The organism is Ornithinimicrobium faecis (assembly GCF_023923225.1).
Lineage (GTDB): Bacteria > Actinomycetota > Actinomycetes > Actinomycetales > Dermatophilaceae > Ornithinicoccus > Ornithinicoccus faecis.
This window is the reverse complement of sequence record NZ_CP099489.1, coordinates 887107-905956: the sequence shown is the minus strand read 5'-3', so window position 1 is coordinate 905956 and position 18850 is coordinate 887107. Positions and strand designations below refer to the sequence as shown.

General features: G+C 69.4%; 15 protein-coding genes and 1 pseudogene. 10 read left to right on the top strand and 6 right to left on the bottom strand.

All coding sequences use genetic code 11. From position 1 onward, the window contains the following. Positions 1-4 precede the first annotated feature (4 nt). From NF556_RS04105 to NF556_RS04095, 3 genes and pseudogenes are all read right to left on the bottom strand, one after another. On the bottom strand, positions 5-538 hold the full coding sequence (locus NF556_RS04105; protein ID WP_252594234.1) for an NADH-quinone oxidoreductase subunit C: 534 nt from the start codon (positions 536-538) through the stop codon (positions 5-7). A gap of 434 nt (positions 539-972) precedes the next feature. Then, positions 973-1548 (bottom strand): annotated as a pseudogene (locus NF556_RS04100) (NADH-quinone oxidoreductase subunit B); the annotation flags it as partial. Then, positions 1548-1904 (bottom strand): NADH-quinone oxidoreductase subunit A, encoded by a 357-nt coding sequence (locus tag NF556_RS04095; protein ID WP_252594233.1) that lies wholly within the window; start codon positions 1902-1904, stop codon positions 1548-1550. The pseudogene NF556_RS04100 and the gene NF556_RS04095, both read right to left, overlap by 1 nt. Positions 1905-2118: 214 nt before the next feature. Here NF556_RS04095 and NF556_RS04090 point away from each other — a divergent pair, with 214 nt between their 5' ends. From NF556_RS04090 to NF556_RS04070, 5 genes are all read left to right on the top strand, one after another. After that, on the top strand, positions 2119-3360 hold the full coding sequence (locus NF556_RS04090) for a glycosyltransferase family 4 protein (RefSeq protein ID WP_252594232.1): 1242 nt from the start codon (positions 2119-2121) through the stop codon (positions 3358-3360). Beyond that, positions 3357-5048, top strand: a complete 1692-nt coding sequence (locus NF556_RS04085) for a glycosyltransferase family 4 protein (protein ID WP_252594231.1) — start codon at positions 3357-3359, stop codon at positions 5046-5048. The genes NF556_RS04090 and NF556_RS04085 overlap by 4 nt, the downstream gene beginning before the upstream one ends. Positions 5049-5065: 17 nt before the next feature. Further along, positions 5066-5974 (top strand): ABC transporter permease, encoded by a 909-nt coding sequence (locus tag NF556_RS04080; RefSeq protein WP_252594230.1) that lies wholly within the window; start codon positions 5066-5068, stop codon positions 5972-5974. Next, positions 5958-6959, top strand: coding sequence for an ABC transporter ATP-binding protein (locus tag NF556_RS04075; RefSeq protein ID WP_252594229.1), 1002 nt, complete (start codon positions 5958-5960; stop codon positions 6957-6959). The genes NF556_RS04080 and NF556_RS04075 overlap by 17 nt, the downstream gene beginning before the upstream one ends. Before the next feature lie 156 nt (positions 6960-7115). Beyond that, the gene (locus NF556_RS04070; RefSeq protein WP_252594228.1) at positions 7116-8414 is read left to right on the top strand and encodes an SGNH/GDSL hydrolase family protein; all 1299 of its coding nucleotides are present in this window, start codon (positions 7116-7118) and stop codon (positions 8412-8414) included. A gap of 105 nt (positions 8415-8519) precedes the next feature. Here NF556_RS04070 and NF556_RS04065 read toward each other — a convergent pair whose 3' ends face one another. Further along, positions 8520-9680 carry an AAA family ATPase gene (locus NF556_RS04065; protein WP_252594227.1) on the bottom strand — a complete coding sequence of 387 codons (1161 nt, stop codon included), beginning with the start codon at positions 9678-9680 and terminating at the stop codon, positions 8520-8522. 74 nt (positions 9681-9754) lie between these two features. Further along, positions 9755-11233: a serine hydrolase gene (locus tag NF556_RS04060; protein ID WP_252594226.1), complete on the bottom strand. Its 1479-nt coding sequence runs from the start codon at positions 11231-11233 to the stop codon at positions 9755-9757. Between the two features lie 94 nt (positions 11234-11327). Here NF556_RS04060 and NF556_RS04055 point away from each other — a divergent pair, with 94 nt between their 5' ends. Genes NF556_RS04055 through NF556_RS04040 form a run of 4 tightly spaced genes read left to right on the top strand, consistent with a single transcriptional unit; the run spans position 11328 to position 15638 of the window. Next, positions 11328-13211 (top strand): 2-oxoacid:acceptor oxidoreductase subunit alpha, encoded by a 1884-nt coding sequence (locus NF556_RS04055; protein WP_252594225.1) that lies wholly within the window; start codon positions 11328-11330, stop codon positions 13209-13211. Beyond that, positions 13208-14278 carry a 2-oxoacid:ferredoxin oxidoreductase subunit beta gene (locus NF556_RS04050; RefSeq protein WP_252594224.1) on the top strand — a complete coding sequence of 357 codons (1071 nt, stop codon included), beginning with the start codon at positions 13208-13210 and terminating at the stop codon, positions 14276-14278. Before NF556_RS04055 ends, NF556_RS04050 begins: the two co-directional genes overlap by 4 nt. Beyond that, positions 14275-15216, top strand: coding sequence for an EamA family transporter RarD (gene rarD, locus NF556_RS04045; RefSeq protein ID WP_252594223.1), 942 nt, complete (start codon positions 14275-14277; stop codon positions 15214-15216). Before NF556_RS04050 ends, rarD begins: the two co-directional genes overlap by 4 nt. A gap of 50 nt (positions 15217-15266) precedes the next feature. Next, on the top strand, positions 15267-15638 hold the full coding sequence (locus NF556_RS04040) for a nuclear transport factor 2 family protein (protein WP_252594222.1): 372 nt from the start codon (positions 15267-15269) through the stop codon (positions 15636-15638). On the opposite strand, the gene NF556_RS04035 is transcribed toward NF556_RS04040, so the two are convergent. Further along, a complete protein-coding gene (locus tag NF556_RS04035) occupies positions 15635-16639 on the bottom strand; it encodes a hypothetical protein (protein WP_252594221.1) in 1005 nt (334 codons plus the stop codon). The genes NF556_RS04040 and NF556_RS04035 overlap by 4 nt on opposite strands. A 168-nt stretch (positions 16640-16807) precedes the next feature. Between NF556_RS04035 and NF556_RS04030 the strand changes: the two genes are divergently transcribed. Beyond that, positions 16808-18832, top strand: a complete 2025-nt coding sequence (locus NF556_RS04030; RefSeq protein ID WP_425607062.1) for a PhoX family protein — start codon at positions 16808-16810, stop codon at positions 18830-18832. Positions 18833-18850 lie beyond the last annotated feature (18 nt).

The following is an 18850-nucleotide window of genomic DNA, read 5'->3' as shown; positions in this document are numbered from 1 at the left end:
TCGCTCATCGCGGCCCCCACGACTCGTCGGGGACGCCTGGCGGCAGCAACCGGCGGCGGGCACGTTTGCGCGGGGCCGGCTTGTCGGCCTCACCCCCAGGGGCTCTTCCGCCCTCTCCCGGCTCCTTGGCTCCCGGCCAGACCTTCGAGGCCCGCGCCGTCAGGTGGAAGGACTTGCGCAGCGGCGTGCCCTCGAAGCCGTCGGGCAACAGGAGCGGTCGCAGCCCCTGGCCGGAGCCGTCCTCAAAGTCGGAGAAATCGACGCCGAACATCTCGTGCGTCTCGCGCTCGTGCCAGGCAGCCCCACGAAAGACGCCGGTGACGCTGTCCACCGCCGTGCCCTCGGGCACGCGGGTGCGCAGCAGCACCCGCTCCCACGGGTCGGTGCGGATCAGGTGGCACACCAGGTCGAGCCCGGCGTCCTCCTCGGCATCCAACTGGTCGACCGCCGAGAGCCAGTCGAAGAAGTCGAAGCCTTCCTCGCGGGCCGCGCGGACCGACTCGACCCACTCCCCTGCAGGGACGTCGCGCGTAATCACGAGGTCTCACCGTCATCTGACGCGCTCGGTGGGGTGGATTCGTCGCCACCCGACGCGCTCGGTGGGGTGGATTTGTCGCCATCTGACGCGCTCGGTGGGGTGGTTTCGTCGCCACCCGACGCGCTCGGTGGGGTGGTTTCGTCGCCATCCGACGCGCTCGGTGGGGTGGTTTTTTCGCCATCTGACGCGCTCGGTGGGGTGGTTTCGTCGCCACCCGACGCGCTCGGTGGGGTGGTTTCGTCGCCATCCGACGCGCTCGGTGGGGTGGTTTTTTCGCCATCTGACGCGCTCGGTGGGGTGGTTTCGTCGCCACCCGACGCGCTCGGTGGGGTGGTTTCGTCGCCATCCGACGCGCTCGGTGGGGTGGTTTTTTCGCCATCTGACGCGCTCGGTGGGGTGGTTTTTTCGCCACCCGACGCGCTCGGTGGGGTGGTGTCGGGGGGTGACAGGAGGCCTCGGGTGACCTCGCCGGCGGAGGCCGGCACCTCGGCATACGGCCTGGGTCGTGACCCAGCCCTCGCCCGGCCGGGGGTCTCTGCGGCGATCTGCTCCTGCAGCGTCAGGATGCCGTGCAGCAGTGCCTCAGGACGGGGCGGGCAACCCGGCACGTAGACGTCAACCGGGATGATCTGGTCGACGCCCTTGGTGACCGAGTAGGAGTCCCAGTAGGGGCCACCGGAGTTGGAGCAGGCGCCGTAGGAGATGACGTATTTGGGCTCCGGCATCTGGTCATAGAGCCGCCGGATCGAGGGCGCCATCTTGTCGGTGACGGTGCCGGAGACCACCATCAGGTCGGACTGGCGCGGGCCGGGGGCGAAGGGGATCACGCCCAGGCGGATGAAGTCGTGCCGCGCCATGGAGGCGGCAATGAACTCGATGGCACAGCAGGCCAGACCAAAGTTGAACACCCACAGGCTGTAGCGGCGCCCCCAGTTGAGGACGACGCGCACGGCGTCCGGGGCAGCCTCTGCCGCGCGTCCGACGCGGGGGGTGGGCAGGTCGACGGTCATCAGACCCACCTCAGCAGACCGCGCCGCCACACGTGCCCCAGCCCCACCAGGATCACGCCGAGGAAGATGGCCATCTCGACCAGCGACGCCGCGCCGATCTCACTGCGCAGCACCAGCGCCCAGGGGAAGAGATAGACCACGTCGACGGCAAAGACCACATAGAGCAGCGCGAAGATGACATAACGCACCGCGCCCTGGCTCCACCCGGCACCGACCGGGTCGACCCCGGACTCGTAGGTCGTCAGTTTGCGGGGCTGCGGGTCGTGCGGTGCCAGCACCCGTCGGGCACCGGCAGCGGCCACGACCAGGAGGATCCCGGTCACGGTCACAGCGAGCACCACGAGGTAGTCGGTCATCAGGTGGAGCCTAACGCGCGAGCCCCCTCAGCGGCAGGAGCCGGGCAGGCTCGCGGGCGTGCCCGTTGGCGCACGCCTGGATCGGTGCCATCTCCACGGCAGGTCAAGAGTCCGTATGCCGTGGCACGCCGTGCGCACCTTCTCGCGCGCGGACGGTTAGAGTGACCCCGCCCAGCAGCATCGACGTCAGCAGCCAACGGGAAGGTTCGAGGGATTGCGGATCCTCCTCCTGACCCACTATTACGACCCGGAGACCGGGCCACCGCAATTGCGCTGGTCCAGCCTGGTGCGTGAGTTCGTCCGAGCGGGCCACCAGGTCGACGTGGTCGCTCCCCCACCCCACTACCCGCTGGGCCGGCTGCTGGACACCTATGAGGGCGAGGGGGCGGGCAGCACCGAGCAGGGCCGCCACGGCGAGACCGTGCACCGGGTGCGCTTCCGCCCGACGTCCGGACGGATCGGCTCGATCCTGTGGGACCAACTGACCTCCGCAGCATCCTCGGTCCTCACGGTCCTGAGACACCGCGACCTGACGCCAGACGTGATCGTGGCCACGGCTCCTGCCCTGCCCACGCTGATGGCTGGCTGGGTGCTGGCCCGCGTCCTGCGCCGCCCACTCCTGCTGGAGGTCCGCGACGCCTGGCCCGACCTGCTGGCCGTGGTCGACCGCTGGGAGGGTGGAGAGGTCCGTGCACACCAGCATGTCAAGCACGCTGTCGCGCACGTCGCTGCCCGGTTCATCACGGTGATGCAGCGCTCGGCCGACTACGTCGTCACCACCACCTCGACCTTCGCAGAGGTCCTGCAGGGCCGCGGTGTGACCAATGTTGATGTTGTCCGCAACACGGCGCACCCCCTGCCGAACTACACCGATCACCAGCCGCGCCAACCTGACGGACAACTGCGCATCGTCTATGTCGGCACGGTCGGCCGCGCCCAGGGCCTTGAGACGGCTGTCCGCGCACTGCGGATCGTCCAGGACGCTGGCATCGATGTGGCCATGCGAGTCATCGGCACCGGAGCAGGCAAGAACCGGGTGCAGCAGACCGCCGAGGCGCTCGGCGTGCCAGTGACGGTGCGCGGCGCCCAGTCCCGCGACCAGATCCATCTGCACTATCGGTGGGCCGACACCTTCCTGATCATGCTGCGTGAGTGGCCCGCCCTGCGGATGACTGTCCCCTCCAAGCTCTATGAGGCCCTCCACCTCGGGATCCACGTCTCGGCCTCGGTGGACGGCGAGGCGGCTCGGATCGTGACCACGACGGGCGCCGGGTTCGCCACGCCTCCCGGCGACGCTGAGGCGCTCGCCCGGCAGTGGATCGCCCTGGCCCGGCAGCTCCCCGCCGAGCCGGATCAGCCGCAGATGCGGGCCTGGGTGCACGAGTATGCCGAGGAGTCCCGGGTTGCGAGCGACTATCTGGAGATTTTGCGGGCCCTCGCGGCGGCACACCGGTGATCTCGACCCTGCGCCAGCGGATCACCCACGCCAGCGCTGTCCTCGCCGCCGCCGGATCCCTCGCCCTCGACGACCCCACCTGGTTCGCGGTGCAGGCCGGACGCACCCTGCCAGCGCCCGTGCGCACGCGGTTGGGCACGGTCGTGGGGCGCTCGGGGAGCACGACGCTCGCTGCGTGGGGTCACCTGCTGATGGACCAGCCGGCAGCGGCCCGAGAGTTGCTGTCCACCGGTCGGCACGGTCGTCTGGGCGATGCCCTGGCCCTGCATGCCGGCCTGCCCCCCTCGTCGGACTCGGCGAGCCACGCGGCACGGTGGGGATGGCTGACCGGCGACCTTGCGACGGCCGGCTCGGCGGCGACCGACAGCTCAGCACGCCAGCGCCGCCGCGCGCTCGGTGACATCGCGGCCCTGGAGCCAGGGCCCCGGCCTGCTCCACCGGCCGTTCGCACCTGGGCGGCCGACGGCACACCCCACGTGCTGCACGTGCTGACCAACTCGTTGCCCTGGACCCGGTCGGGCTACACGATGCGCAGCCACGACATCCTCACCTCGCAGCAGCTCGCGGGTCTGGCCGTCACGGCCATGACCCGCCCCGGCTATCCCGCCACGATCGGCAAGTGGCGCTCGGGACCGCAGGACACCCTCGACGGGATCACCTATCACCGCAGCATGCCGCTGCCGATGCACCCCGGGGAGGCCGAGCGCGTCGACCAGTGGGCCGCTGATCTGGTCGCCCTCGCCAGCCGTGAGCAGGTCACGCACCTGCACTCGACCACGCACTATCCGACAGGGCTGGCCGCCCAGTCTGCTGCCACCGCCCTCGGCCTGCCCTGGGTCCATGAGGTCCGCGGACAACTGGAGCGGACGTGGGCCTCCCGACGAGCCAACGCCGGAGACCCCGATCCCTATGCGAGCGGTCGCTACGCCCTGTGGCGAGCCCGCGAGGCCGAGGTCGCCGCGGCTGCCGACCACGTCATCACCCTGTCGGGACCGATGCGGGCAGATCTCATCGCCCGCGGTGTCGCCGCCGACCGCATCACCGTCGTTCCCAACGGGATCGGCGAGGAGGTCCTGGACCTGCCGGAGGACGCTGCGGGCGTCCGCGAGCAGGACGGGCTCCCCCGTGAGGGCATCTGGGTCGGAGCAGTGACCTCCGTCGTCCACTACGAGGGTCTCTCGGTGCTGCTCGAGGCCGTGGCCCTGGCCCGAGCCGCCGGCACCGACGTGAGGGCGGCCATCGTCGGCGATGGTCTGGCCTGGCCCGAGCTGGCCCGCCAGGTCGAGCGACTGGGACTGACTGACGTGGTGCACCTGCCCGGGCGCCTGCCCCGCCCCCAGGCTCGCAGGTGGCTGGCCCGCCTCGACGTAGTCGCGGTCCCTCGACAGCGCCACGAGGTGACCCAGCTGGTGCCACCCCTGAAGGTGATGGAGGCCATGGGCGCCGGCCGACCAGTTATCGTGAGCGCGCTGCCGGCCCTGACCGAGATCGTCTCGGACGGGCACACTGGGCTCGTGGTGAATCCTGGTGCTCCGCAGGAGTTGGCCCAGGCCGTGCAACGATTGGCGACCGATGACGCCCTGCGCCGGTCCCTGACCGAGGCGGGACGCCAGCAGGCCAGGCTCCACACCTGGCCCAAGTTGGTGGACAGATACCAGCAGATCTATCGGGAGGTGAGCAGGGCGTGACGCGCAGCAGCGGCCCCATGGACGGTCCCAGAGACGGCTCCGGGGCCGGAGCAGGGTTCGACCCAGACGTCTCGGTCGCGACCGTCGCCCCGAAGTTGCGCACCATCGGCCGACGACCGCCGCTCGGCATCTACCTGCATGACCTCTGGCAGCGTCGGCACTTCATCTATGCCGACTCGCGAGCACGTGCCTTTTCCGGCAACCGCGACTATCTCCTGGGCAACCTGTGGCTGATCGGCAAGCCGATCCTGGACGGCCTGACCTACTACATCATTTTTGCCCTGATCCTCAAGGTTGATCGCGGCATGGACAACTTCGTGGGCTTCCTGCTCATCGGCATCTTCATGTTCACGTTCACGACGCGAGCCACGAACTCATCGGTCTCCGCAATGATCTCCAGTCGCAACCTGCTGCAGTCGTTCTCGTTCCCGCGGGCGTCCATCCCGCTGGCCGTACTCACTCGCGAGATCCTCTCCATGGCCCCGGTCCTGGCCACGATGTTCCTCCTCCTCATCGTCCTGGCCCCCAACGACCATCCCGTGGAGCCCGGCTGGACCTGGGTGCTCTTCCCCGTCGTCTTCCTGCTCCAGGCCCTGTTCAACGCCGGCGTGGTCCTCTACTGCGCCCGTCTGGGATCGGCCCTGCCGGACCTGAAGTTCTTCCTCGGCTTCCTGACCAGGCTCTGGTTCTATGGCTCGGGCGTCATCTTCCCGATCACGCGGTTCGTCCAGCACGAGTTCTGGCTCGCGGTCCTGCAGGCCAACCCGATGTATCTCGTCCTGGAGATGTCCCGCGACATCCTGCTCTCCAACACCGTTCCGGATGCGCGCAGCTGGATGATCCTGGGGGCCTGGGCGGTCGTCACCCCCCTGATGGCCTTCCTCTATTTCTGGCAGGGGGAGGAGAGTTATGCCCAGCAGCAGTAAGGGCCATCCGACCGTCGTCGTCGACCGGGTCAGCCGCACCTTCAAGGTGCCGAGCCTGGAGAAGCTCAAGGATCTCGGACCTGTGCCGCGTGCCCTGGCCCGCTTCGGGTGGCGCCCCATGGTCAAACTGGAGGCTCTGAAGCAGGTCTCCTTCACCGCGCACTCCGGCGAGTCCATCGGGGTCATCGGCATCAACGGGTCGGGCAAGAGCACCCTGCTGCGGCTCATCGCCGGCCTCGATGTCCCCACGCGCGGGGCGGTCAAGGCAACAGCACAGCCGATCCTGCTCGGTGTCAATGCTGCGCTGCAGCCCGAGCTCTCCGGTCTGGCCAACGCCCGGCTCGGCCTGCTGGCCATGGGTTTCTTCCGCGAGGACCTCGAGGACGCCATCGACTTGGTGATCTCCCAGGCCAACCTGGGGCCGGCGATCCACCGCCCGATGAAAACCTACTCCGCCGGCATGGGCTCACGCCTGCGCTTCGCCATTGCCGCAGCGAGCCAGCCGGAGATCCTGTTGATCGACGAGGCCCTGGCCACCGGCGACGAGACGTCCCGCAACCGTGCCGAGGAGCGCATGGACCAGATCCGGGAGCAGGCTGGCACCGTCTTCCTCGTCACCCACTCCGGGCAGACCGTGGAGCAGACCTGCACCCGGGCCATCTGGCTGCACCACGGTGAGCTCGTCCAGGACGGGCCAGCCAAGGAGACCGCCACCATGTATCGGTGGTGGGCCTGGAACGTCGCGAACGGCAAGCACGACGTGGCGGAGAAGATCCTGCGCCAGGAGAGCGCCAAGGGCGCCGCGATGGCCGAGGCCCTGGCCAAGGCGACGAAGGCCGACAAGGCGGCCAAGAGTGGCAAGGCCGGCAAGAGCGGCAAGCCCAAGAAGGCTGGCACGTCCGGGCCGAGCGAGAAGCCGCAGCGCGACGCGTCCCCGAAATCAGAGCGGCCCCGGCAGGGCGACGGGGACGAAACCACGCCCTAAAGCATCGTGGCGTGTGTCTCACTCGCCCCACGAGCCCACCTGGCCACAGGTTGAGGATGCGTCGTCCTGGCCCAGCCTGCGCTACGCTCTTCCGGGGTATATGTGATCATGAGAGACGACTAACAGGTGACGACGCGCAGAGTTCGTGGTGCCAGCTTGGGGCTGGTGATCATCCTGGTCAACATTTTGTTGGTGGCAGTGCTGGTCATGGCGACCTCCAGCCGCAGCGTGACTGACCTGTTCAAACCCGACGACGCGGCTCCCACCAGCCAGGGTCCTCAGCCGGACTCCGTCGACGACACGGCCTCCCGCACGGCCACCCCCACGCTGATGCCGCCGCCCACCGCGGACATGAACACGGCGACCAGTGATGGCCCCGACCTGAGCGAGCGGTTCGAGGACGGGGAGGATCTGACCATTGTCGTGCTCGGCGACCAGACCGGCACCGACCCCGCCGACTGGGTGCGGGCCTGGGCAGAGTTGCTGGCCACCGAGCGCACCGTCGAATACCTCACCCCGACTGCTTCCGACCCGACGGAATACGGCGACCCGACCCTCCTGGGCGAGGGTGAGTCCTCGGTCAGCATCTTCAACGCGAGCCTGGTCGGTGGCACCCCCGACTACGCCGCCGAGCGCATCGGCGCCTATGTGCCGTCGGGCACCGACGTCGTGCTCATCAACTTCGGCCGGTCAAACACCGACGAGGATCTGGAGAGTGACCTCGACGAGTTGTGGTCTGCGCTGCAGGACACGACTGGCGCCGAGGCCTACGCCGTGGTGCAACCCCCTCGTCAGGACGGTGCCGATCAGTTGATCGACCTGACCCGGGAGTGGGCGCAGGACTCCGATGTGCCAGTCATCGACATCGCGGAGGTCTTCGAGGATGAGGACCTCACCGAGCTGACGGTGTCGACCCGGGACCCACTCTCGGTCAACCTGGCGGGCGCTGCCCGCTGGGCACAGATCGTGCAGGTGGAGACGTTCGGTGTCGAGCTGGCACCGGTCGAGCCGACCACACCCCCGGAGATCCTGCAGCCGACCCTGCCGACCGCGACCCAGCCGACCGAGGAGCCGACCGGTGAGGCACCGCCGGTCGACCCGCCGCCCTACACTCCCCCGCCGGACGACCCGCCGCCCTACACTCCTCCGCCGGATGACCCGCCTCCCTACACCCCCCCGCCCTACACGCCGCCACCTCCGCCGCCGCCACCTCCGACGACCCCGCCGCCCACGACCGACCCGGAGCCGACGACCCCGCCTCCGACAACCCCGCCTCCGACGACCCCGCCGCCCACCACCGACCCGGAGCCGACCGAACCGGACCCGACTGGCTTCGACCCGGAACCGACCGGCTTTGACCCGGACCCGACCGGGCCCACGGACCCGTTCGACCCGGATGATCCGCTGCCCCCGAGCATGCCGCACGCGATCCTGGAGTTGCTGGCCAGATTGTGACCCCGGCAAGGCAGTCCCTGCCGTGGCCGGCTGGTGAGTGCTGCGGTGACCGGGCTGGTGAGTGCTGCGGTGACCGGGCTGGTGAGCGTTGAGGCAACCGCCCGGTCAGCGCGTGGGCCAGGACCAGCGGGCTCCGTCCAGCAGGCCACCTGACCCCTCCACGGACGTGCCACCGGCATCCTTGACCAACTCGTGACGACAGGCTCCGCGGCGGATGAGCTCAGCGATCAGGTCCGGCGCGTGGGTCACCACGATCACCTGTGTGGTCGCCGCCACCTCGGCGATCAGTCCCGCGAGCGCGGGGATCAGGTCACGGTGCAGGCTGGTCTCCGGCTCGTTGAGCACCATCAACCCGGGCGGCCGCGTGGTCTTCAGCGCCGCCACGAGCAACAGATAACGCAAGGTCCCGTCCGAGACCTCCCCGAGGTCGAGCGGACGGAGGAGCCCGGGCTGGCGCAACAGCACCCTGACCCGGCCGTCGTCAAGGGTGTCGAGGGTCAGCGACGACCCCGGGAAGGCATCCTGCACCGCGCGGCCCACCCCCTCGCCATCACCCTGGAACTCGATGGTGGCCAGGGCTGCAGGCAGGTTGGCACCGTCTGCGTCCAGCACGGGCGAGACGGTGCCGACGCACGGCTGGCGGGCTGGGGCCTCCGGGTCGGTCCTGAAGTGGTCATAGAAGCGCCAGGACCGGATGCTGTCCCGGACTGACACGATCTCTGGTGCGTTCTCCACGCCGGCCGCCTCCGCGAGCACGGACTGGTGCGGCAGCACCTGCCAGTCCAGGGTGCGCCAGGTGTCATCCCGGACCCGGACGCTCGCCCCGCGTCGATCGACCAACAGGCTGCCGGGCCGAGCGACGGCGCCATGGAAGATCTGCTCACGCTTGAGCTCGGGGTCATTCACGAACGGACTGTGGCCAGGTGGCGGGATCCCGAGGTCGACCAGATAACCCAGCTCGTCACTCGCATAACCCAGTCGGAGACCAACGGGCCCCTTGCGCACGGTCCCCTGGGCCGGCGAGTCGCCGGACAGGACGCTCTTGGTCGGTCGCTCCATGCCGGCCCACAACAGGGACGCGAGTCCGCCGTCGCGGGCGATGGCACCGACGACGGATCCGTCCGCGCAACCGGCCAACAGTCTCAGGGCGCGATAGAGATTGGACTTGCCGGCCCCGTTGGCGCCGGTCACCACATCGAGTCCGTCGAGCTCGAGGGTCAGGTCCCGGACCGAGCGATACCCCTGGACGGCGATCGTGCGGATCATGGCGTCAGCCTGTCACGGACGACCGACACCCCTCGTCGGGCACCACAGCCGGTCAACGCCCGCAGGCACGGACGTCACGGCGTGACCAGCAGCCCCAGCGCCGATTGGGTGAGCTCGGTGAAACTGTTGGCCATGATGGCCCGCTCGTGGGAGATCTGAACGCTCAGCACCGTGCCAGCGCCCTCCTCGCCGTCTTCCACATAGAAGCTGTAGGCCAGCACGCCGGGCACGGAGCCACCCTTGAACCCCTGGTAGGTGGCGCCCTCGGGCACGGGCAGGCCGGGGTTGGCGCTCAGGATGTCGCGCACCGGCTGACCCGCCTCCGTGTCGGCCTGGTCCTGCAGGACGGCGTGGGCCGTGCAGATCTCCTCGCCGGTGAGGAACCAGCCGACACCCTCTGGCCAGAGGACCTCATTGACGGCGAACGGGTTGCCCTGCAGGGCACTCAGGTCCTCGGGCAACTCCTGCACCAGCTGCTCGCGCTCGCTGACGTCGGCCTGCGCCCACTGCTCCCGCACCTCGGGGGCATTCCACCCGAGCTGGAAGAGCTGGCGGGTGCTGAGCAGCGGCGTCAGCCGGTCCGGGTCGTCACTGACCCGCTCCACGGCTGCCTGCAGCCGCTCCGGTCCGACGGCGTCCATCAGCAGGTCGGTGGCGGTGTTGTCGCTGATCGAGATCATCAGGCCGGCGGCCTCACGCACCGGGACGGTGGATCCGTCGGCTCGGTCCTGCAGCTCGCCGGTGGGCAGGCTCTTCAGCTCCGGGACGATCGTGAGGTCCTCGTCCCACGTGAGCTCTCCGGCGCCGATGGCCTCGACCACGGCGGAGAGCACGATGAGTTTGAAGACCGACCCCGACGGGGCTGGCTCAGGCTGGTCGCTGGTCTGGTGGACGGTCTCGCAGGCACCGTCGGCGACCTCACCGACAAACACCTGGTTGGTGCCGCCCAGGGCCGCGAACTGTCCGTCCAGCCCGTCCCACGAGCTGACCTCGGGGAGGTCGGACGGGGTGCCTGGTTGCAGCAGGAGACCGGAGATCAGGCCGTCCGCGTCGACCCTGATCGACAGCCGGATCGGGTCGTCACCGGAGAGCGTCAACACGGTGCCCGCGGACCCGTCCGGGTGCTCCTGCACGTCCTCGACCCCGGTCAACGTCAGCGGCGCCCCCTCGCGGAAGGTCGCGAACACCAGCTCAAGTTGGTCGGCCGGCACCTGGTCGAGAAAGTCGGACGCAAAACGCGCCTCAGCCTCCTCGGCGCTGGGCCCGGTGGCGCCAGGTGCCAGCTGGTCCAGCACCCACTGGCTCGCCTCCCTCAGTGGGCCGTCCAGTGCCCCCAGGTCCGTCGGTGGAGCCGGAGCCGCCGTCGACGTCGCGCCTGCACCGTCGTCGGGAGCCGTCGTGACCGGGAGGCTCTCCTGCGACGCGTCCGGTCCGCTCCCTGACGCGGTCTGCGTCACCTCGCCGACGCCGGCCTCCTCGCTGGGGTCGCCCCCGGTGCTGCACCCCGCCGTCAGCAGCACAGCGGCACAGGCGATCGCAACTGTTCCCCTCATCACACAAACATTAGCCAGAGGGCACTCCCCGCCACGAACGGGCCTACCATGGGAAGGACGTATCCGCGCGACGAGATCTGGTGACATCCCCGCGATGAGCAGCAAGCCCCTGCAACGGTTGGACCGTGTGGTGATCCGGTTCGCCGGCGACTCGGGTGACGGGATGCAACTAACCGGAGACCGCTTCACCTCCGAGACTGCGGCCCTGGGCAACGACCTGTCCACCCTGCCCAACTTCCCGGCCGAGATCCGCGCCCCCGCGGGCACTCTGCCCGGCGTCTCCAGCTTCCAGCTGCACTTCGCCGACCACGATGTGCTCACGCCCGGCGACCAGCCGGACGTCCTCGTGGCGATGAACCCAGCGGCGCTGATGGCCAATCTGCCGGATCTGCCACGAGGCAGCACGATCATCGTCAACACCGACGAGTTCTCCAAGCGCAACCTGGCCAAGGTCGGCTATGCCGCCAGCCCGGTCGAGGACGGCAGCCTGGAGTCCTGGCACGTGCACGAGATCGCACTGACCTCGATCACGGTGGAGGCGCTCGCGCAGTTTGACCTAACCCGCAAGGAGAAGGAGCGGGCCAAGAACATGCTCGCCCTCGGGCTGCTGTCGTGGATGTACTCCCGTCCGCTGGAGGGCACCGAGGCCTTCCTGCGCGCCAAGTTCGCCAAGGCTCCGGAGATCCTCGAGGCTAACCTGACGGCCCTGCGCGCCGGCTTCAACTACGGCGAGACCACCGAGGACTTCGCGGTGCGTTTCGAGGTGGCTCCGGCTGTCATGCCGCCGGGCACCTACCGCACCATCACCGGCAACTCGGCGATGGCCCTGGGCCTGGTGACGGCGGCGCAGCGCTCGGGGCTGCCGATGGTCCTGGGCAGCTATCCGATCACCCCGGCCTCCGACATCCTGCACACGCTGTCCGGCATGAAGCGCTATGACGTGACCACCCTGCAGGCCGAGGACGAGATCGCGGCGGTGGGGATGGCGCTGGGCGCGAGTTTCGGTGGTGCACTGGGGATCACGTCAACATCCGGCCCGGGTCTGGCACTCAAGGCCGAGACCATCGGCCTCGGGGTCTCCACCGAGCTTCCCCTGATCATCCTGGACATCCAGCGCGGCGGGCCGAGCACCGGTCTGCCGACCAAGACCGAGCAGTCCGACCTGCTCCAGGCCATCCACGGCCGCAACGGGGAGTCCCCGGTCGCGGTGATCGCCCCGCAGTCGCCCTCGGACTGCTTCGACATCGCGATGGAGGCGGTGCGCATCGCGACGACCTACCGCACCCCGGTCATCGTGCTCTCCGACGGCTATCTGGCCAACGGCTCGGAGCCCTGGCAGGTGCCGTCCGTGGAGGACCTGCCCGACCTGGAGGTGGAGTTCGCCACCGGCCCCAACGACACAGACGCCGACGGCAAGGCCGTCTTCCACCCCTTCCTGCGTGACCCGAAGACGCTGGCCCGCCCCTGGGCCGTGCCGGGCACGGCCGGCCTGGAGCACCGCATCGGAGGCATCGAGAAGGCCGACGTCACCGGTCATATCTCCTACGACCCGGACAACCACGACAAGATGACGCGCCTGCGCCAGGCCAAGATCGACGGCATCGCTGACACCATCGCAGACCTGGAGGTCGACGACCCGTCGGGACAGGCCCGCGTCCTGGTGCTCGGGTGGGGCTCGACCTACGGTCCGATCGCGGCGGCCACCCGACTGGTCCGCGCCACCGGAGCCTCGGTGGCACGTGCGCACCTGCGTCACCTCAACCCGTTCCCCCGCAACCTCGGTGACGTGCTGCGGGCCTACGACCGGGTGATCGTGCCGGAGATGAACCTCGGCCAGCTGGCCCTGCTGCTGCGCGGGACCTATCTGGTGGACGTCCAGTCACACACCGCGGTGCGCGGGTTGCCGTTCCCGGCGGCCGACCTTGCAGAGGTCATCCACACGGCCCTCGCGCAGCCCACGGAAGGAGCGCAGAAATGACCACCGCCCTGCCCATGCCGGGGACCCACGGGGTCCCGCGGGTGGATGAGGATGCCCCCCAGCAGACCAAGAAGGACTTCACCTCCGACCAGGAGGTGCGCTGGTGCCCGGGCTGCGGCGACTATGCCGTCCTCGCGGCCGTCCAGGGGTTCCTGCCCGACCTCGAGCTGCGCCGCGAGAACATCGTCTTCATCTCCGGCATCGGCTGCTCCTCACGCTTTCCCTACTATCTCGACACCTATGGCATGCACTCCATCCATGGCCGGGCCCCGGCGATCGCGACCGGTCTGGCCACCAGCCGGGAGGACCTGTCCGTGTGGGTCATCACCGGCGACGGTGACGCGCTGAGCATCGGCGGCAACCACCTGATCCATGCGATGCGCCGCAACGTCAACTTGACGATCCTGCTGTTCAACAACAAGATCTACGGCCTGACCAAGGGGCAGTACTCCCCCACCTCGGACGTCGGCTCGGTCACCAAGTCGACCCCGGTCGGATCGGTGGACCGCCCCTTCAACCCGGTCTCGCTGGCGCTCGGCGCCGAGGCCACCTTCGTGGCGCGCACGATGGACTCCGACCGCAAGCACCTGACGACGGTCCTCAAGGCCGCAGCCGAGCACCGGGGCACCTCCCTGGTGGAGATCTATCAGAACTGCCCGATCTTCAACGACGGCGCCTTCCAGCTGCTCAAGGACCGCGACCAGAAGGAGGCGCGGGTCCTGAACCTGACGCACGGCGAGCCGGTGCGCTCCGGTGCCGAGCACGTCGTGGTGCGAGACAACGACGGGACACTGTCGGTCGCCCCCGAGGCCGACGCTGACCCCAACTCGGTCCTCGTGCACGACGCGGAGGCGGACGACCCCTCGGCCGCCTTCGCCCTCTCCCGGCTGGACGACGGCTCGATGACGCACCTGCCGATGGGCATCTTCCGCTCCGTGAACAAGCCGACCTACGACGACCAGGTCCGCGCCCAGGTGGACGGCGCACGCTCGAGCGCCGGCGGCCCCGCCGCCGACGAGGACCTGGCCGCGCTGCTGCGCGGTGGAGACACCTGGACCGTGGGGTGAACACGCCGGCCTCGGACACCGCCGAGGTCTGGCGCGGGACGGCATACGGAGCCCTGGCCTATCTGTTGTGGGGCGTCCTCCCGCTCTATTTCGCCCTCCTCATCCCCGCGACCCCGTGGGAGGTGCTGGGGCACCGGGTGCTGTGGTCGCTGCTCATCTGCGGCGCCCTGCTCGCACTGGCCGGGCAACTGCGCTGGGCGATCGACATGTTCCGGGACCGCCGGCTGCTGCTGACGATGACCGCAGCCGGGGCGCTGATCGCGATCAACTGGACGGTCTACACCGTGGCTGTCATGTCCGGGCACGTCACGGAGGCAGCCCTCGGCTATTTCCTGAACCCGCTGGTGACCGTGGCCATGGGGGTGCTGCTGCTGCGCGAGCGGCTGCGGCCCGCTCAGTGGGTCGCGGTGGGTGCCGGTCTGGTGGCCGGTGTCTATCTGACCATCAACTACGGCACCCTGCCCTGGATCTCGTTGACCCTGGCGTTCAGCTTCGCGACCTATGGCCTGATCAAGAAGCACATTGGCTCCTCGCTGTCGGCCGTGCAGTCCCTCACGGGCGAGACCGTGGTGATGGCGCCGCTGGCCGTCGGCATCATCATCTGGCTGGGGGTCACCGACCAGCAGACCTTCGTCGGCGAGGGTGCGGGCCACACCACCCTGCTGGTGCTCACCGGCGTCATCACCGCCGTGCCCCTGCTGCTCTTTGCGGCTGCCGCGCACCGGGTCCCGCTGGTCACGATCGGGCTGCTGCAGTTCATCGCACCGGTCCTGCAGCTCCTCGGCGGCGTGCTCGTGCTGGGCGAGGTGATGCCGACCTCCCGGTGGGTCGGCTTCGGCCTCGTCTGGGTGGCCCTGATCATCCTGTCCGTCGACTCGGTCGTCTCGAGCGGCCGCTCCCGTCGACTCGCCCGGGCCGCCGAGGGCGCCGCAGTCTGACTGCGCCACAGCGGTTGTGCTCGCGCCCGTCGCAGTCCAGAGTGGATGCCATGCGCACACCCGTGGAGACGGTGACGGCCTGGCACGAGGCCGTCAATGCAGGGGACATCGAGGGGGCGATCGCCTGCTGCCACCCGGAGGTGGCTGTTGGCGGTCCGCGGGGCACAGGTCATGGTCACGACCTGATGCGGGGCTGGCTGACCCGCTCCGGGATCCGGCTGGAGCCTCAGCACGAACTCGCCGAGTCCGATCCGGGCGTGCTGCTGGTCGAGGAGCTGGCCCACTGGACCGCTGACAACGTGCCCTTCCCGGCACCCACGGAGCCGACGCCGACGTGGTGCGTCTTTCGGGTCGAGTATGACTGTCTGGTGTCGGTCGAGCGCTACGAGGAGCGACCCGAGGGTCTGAGCAGCACGGATTAACCAGCCGTGCTGCCACGACCGGCCGCGAGCGCGCGTCCGGCGGACTGCAGCAGGGCGTGGGTGCCGGCAGCGGCGACCTCCTCGCCCTCGGGGATCTCGATGCCCAGGCGCCGCCCCGAGGCCCGGTGCACCACGATCCCCGGCCCACCACGGACGATGTAGGCGGACCGGTCCGGCAGCCAGCGCAGCCCGATGCCACCCCACTTCATCGGGTCCAGGTCGGCGACCTCCACTCCGACGACGTCCTCAACAGCGACCCGCAGCACCGGGACCGGCAGCACCAGGGACTGCAGGACCAGCCCCGCGTCGTCGACCTGGATCTCCACGCGGGACCAGGCGGCCGTGAACGCAACGGCGGCCACTGACACGACGGCCACGAAGAGCCCGAGCCACAGGCTGCTGATCCACGCCAGCACGGTGGTGACGGTCAGGACGACCGCGACGAAGATCGCCGTGCCGAACAAGGTCCCCGACCGGGCCACGGTGGCCCAGGGCACGACGTCCCCGCCGCGGACCGGCACGACACGCGAGCGCTCCGGCACGGTGTCGATCACGGCCTGCCGGTCCACCGGCTCGGTGCGGTGCAGCAGATAGGCCACGACGGCCCACAGGATGCCGATCACGAACGGCGCGATCGACCAGATCACGTGCACCTTCTCCGCCGTGCCGGCCAGGTGCGTGCCCCAGGCGGCCGCGCCATAGGTCGCGGCGGCCGCGGCGGCCACACCGGCCAGCACCGTGACGATCCACCGGCTCCACAGGGCAGGCACCACCACTGCGAGGGCGGCGACGAGCGCTGCCGCCACCGCACAGAATCCCGCGATCGACACGGTCACCGTGAAGACGCCGGCTCCGGTGCTGAACCCGTCCGGCAGGTCAGAGCTCCAGTGGGTCGGCACGCGGGCCGGCGCCTGCCACAGGGTCGCCGCCCCGAGCAGGGCGGCGAACGGCACCATGGCCCAGACACCGGCAGACACACGCTGAACCCGGGAGGAAGTCACCGGGACAGATTAACGGTGACACTCGGCATACCCGGTCCTGACCTGTTCGTCGCCGAGGAGACATGTGTTGGTCCGCGAGAGTTCGGCCACCGGTCGCTGCTCCAGTCATCGGGCACTCCTACGTTGACTGGAGGCCCATGTCCTGCCCCGTTGCCCCGAACTCAAAGGATGACCGTGACCGCTCCGACGACCCGTCGCTCCCTGCCCCTGCTGTCGCTGACCCCCGTGCACAACGGCGGACGCGACCGGATGACCTGCAAGTATCGCTGTGGGGACGCCTGTTTCCACGAGATCCCCAACACCTCCGACAACCCGACCTTCCGCGAGGTCGTGAATGCTCGGGTGTCCCGCAGGAACGCCCTCAAGGCCGGCGGCCTGAGCGCCGCCGTGCTGGGGCTCGCGAGCCTGGGCACGGCTGCCCCCGCCGCGGCAGCGCCCAAGAACCCCGGTGGTGGGCTGTTCACCGCGATCGCCCCCACGCCGCGCACGGTCGACAACGTCACGGTCCCGGGAGGCTTCACCTGGGAGCCGATCATCTCCTGGGGCGACCCGATCACCACCGAGGCACCGGAGTTCGACTTCTGGAACCAGTCCGCCGACGCCCAGCAGGTGCAGGCCGGCTACAACGCCGACTACGTCACCCTGATCCGCAACGGCAACGGTGGCAACAAGGCAGTGCTGGTGTTCAACAACGAATACACCAACGACGAGCTGATGTTTGAGGTGGGCGGCTCCGACGAGCTCACCGACGAGCAGCTGCGGATCATCATGGCGGCCCACGGGATGACCGTGGTCAACGTGCGCCGCCAGAACAAGCACGAGGCCTGGGAGTATGTGCGCAGCGGTGCCTCCAACCGCCGCATCCACACCTGGACGCCGTTCACCGTTGACGGGCCCGCAGCGGGACACGAGGCGATGCGGACCTCGCAGGACCCGACCGGCGCCCTCGTGCTCGGCACCCTGAACAACTGCGCCGGCGGCGTCACCCCGTGGGGCACGGTGCTCTCCGGCGAGGAGAACTTCAACCAGTACTTCGACACCACCGGAGCCCCTGACCCCGACCAGAAGCTGGCACGCTATGGCCTGACCAGCGGCGGGCGCGGCTGGGAGCGCGTCGAGGACCGCTTCCACGTCGCCACCGAGCCCCACGAGGTCAACCGCTTCGGCTGGATCGTGGAGGTCGACCCGTCCGACCCGACCTCCACCCCGGTCAAGCACACGGCGCTCGGCCGGTTCAAGCACGAGGGCGCCAACGTCATCATCGCCGACAGCGGCCACGTGGTGGCCTACATGGGTGATGACGAGCGCCACGACTACATCTACAAGTTCGTGTCCAAGAACAAGCACCGCAAGGGCAACGGGCACCGGGAACACAACAAGGCGCTGCTCTCCGAGGGCGATCTCTATGTCGCCAAGTTTGTCGGTGACGGGATGGAGGACGGCGAGTGGGACGGCACCGGCAGCTGGCTGCCGCTGGTCGTCGACGGCACCTCGCACGTGCCGGGCTGGACCGTCGAGGAGGTCCTGATCTGGACGCGGCAGGCCGCGGACCTGGTCGGCCCCACCAAGATGGACCGCCCCGAGGACGTCGAGCCCAACCTCACCAACGGTCGGATCTACGCTGCCCTGACCAACAACAGCCAGCGGGTCGATCTGGACGAGGCCAACCCACGCCTGGGCAACAAGCACGGGCACGTCATCGAGATGTCCGAGGACGGCAACGACCACACGGGGTTGACCTTCCACTGGCGCATCGTGCTGCTGGCCGGCGACCCGAGCGACCCGTCGGCCTACTTCCTGGGCTATGACCGCGAGGACGTCTCACCGATCAGCTGCCCCGACAACGTGGCCTTCGACCCGCAGGGCAACCTGTGGATCTCGACCGACGGGCAGCCGGGCACGCTGGGCAACAGCGACGGCCTGTATCTCTATCCCGTCCGGGGCCGCGAGGCCGGTCACCTGCAGCAGTTCCTCTCGGTGCCGGTCGGCGCCGAGTGCTGCGGCCCCTACATCGACCTGGACGACAACACGGTGCTGGCCGCGGTCCAGCACCCCGGTGAGGTCTCGGGGGCGAGCCCGGCCAACCCGGTCAGCACCTACCCCTACAGCGGCCACGGGCAGCCGCGCCCGGGTGTCTTCCACGCCTTCCGGCCGCGCAAGCCGCGTCCGCCGCGCGGTGGTCACCGCGGCTGACGGCTCACACGGCGGGCT

Coding starts and splice junctions, on each gene's coding strand:
- NF556_RS04095 (WP_252594233.1), bottom strand. CDS start 1,904: ATGACCGACTACCTCGTGGTGCTCGCTGTGACCGTGACCGGGATCCTC.
- NF556_RS04075 (WP_252594229.1), top strand. CDS start 5,958: ATGCCCAGCAGCAGTAAGGGCCATCCGACCGTCGTCGTCGACCGGGTC.
- NF556_RS04055 (WP_252594225.1), top strand. CDS start 11,328: ATGAGCAGCAAGCCCCTGCAACGGTTGGACCGTGTGGTGATCCGGTTC.
- NF556_RS04060 (WP_252594226.1), bottom strand. CDS start 11,233: ATGAGGGGAACAGTTGCGATCGCCTGTGCCGCTGTGCTGCTGACGGCG.
- NF556_RS04065 (WP_252594227.1), bottom strand. CDS start 9,680: ATGATCCGCACGATCGCCGTCCAGGGGTATCGCTCGGTCCGGGACCTG.
- NF556_RS04040 (WP_252594222.1), top strand. CDS start 15,267: ATGCGCACACCCGTGGAGACGGTGACGGCCTGGCACGAGGCCGTCAAT.
- NF556_RS04080 (WP_252594230.1), top strand. CDS start 5,066: ATGGACGGTCCCAGAGACGGCTCCGGGGCCGGAGCAGGGTTCGACCCA.
- NF556_RS04050 (WP_252594224.1), top strand. CDS start 13,208: ATGACCACCGCCCTGCCCATGCCGGGGACCCACGGGGTCCCGCGGGTG.
- NF556_RS04030 (WP_425607062.1), top strand. CDS start 16,808: ATGACCGTGACCGCTCCGACGACCCGTCGCTCCCTGCCCCTGCTGTCG.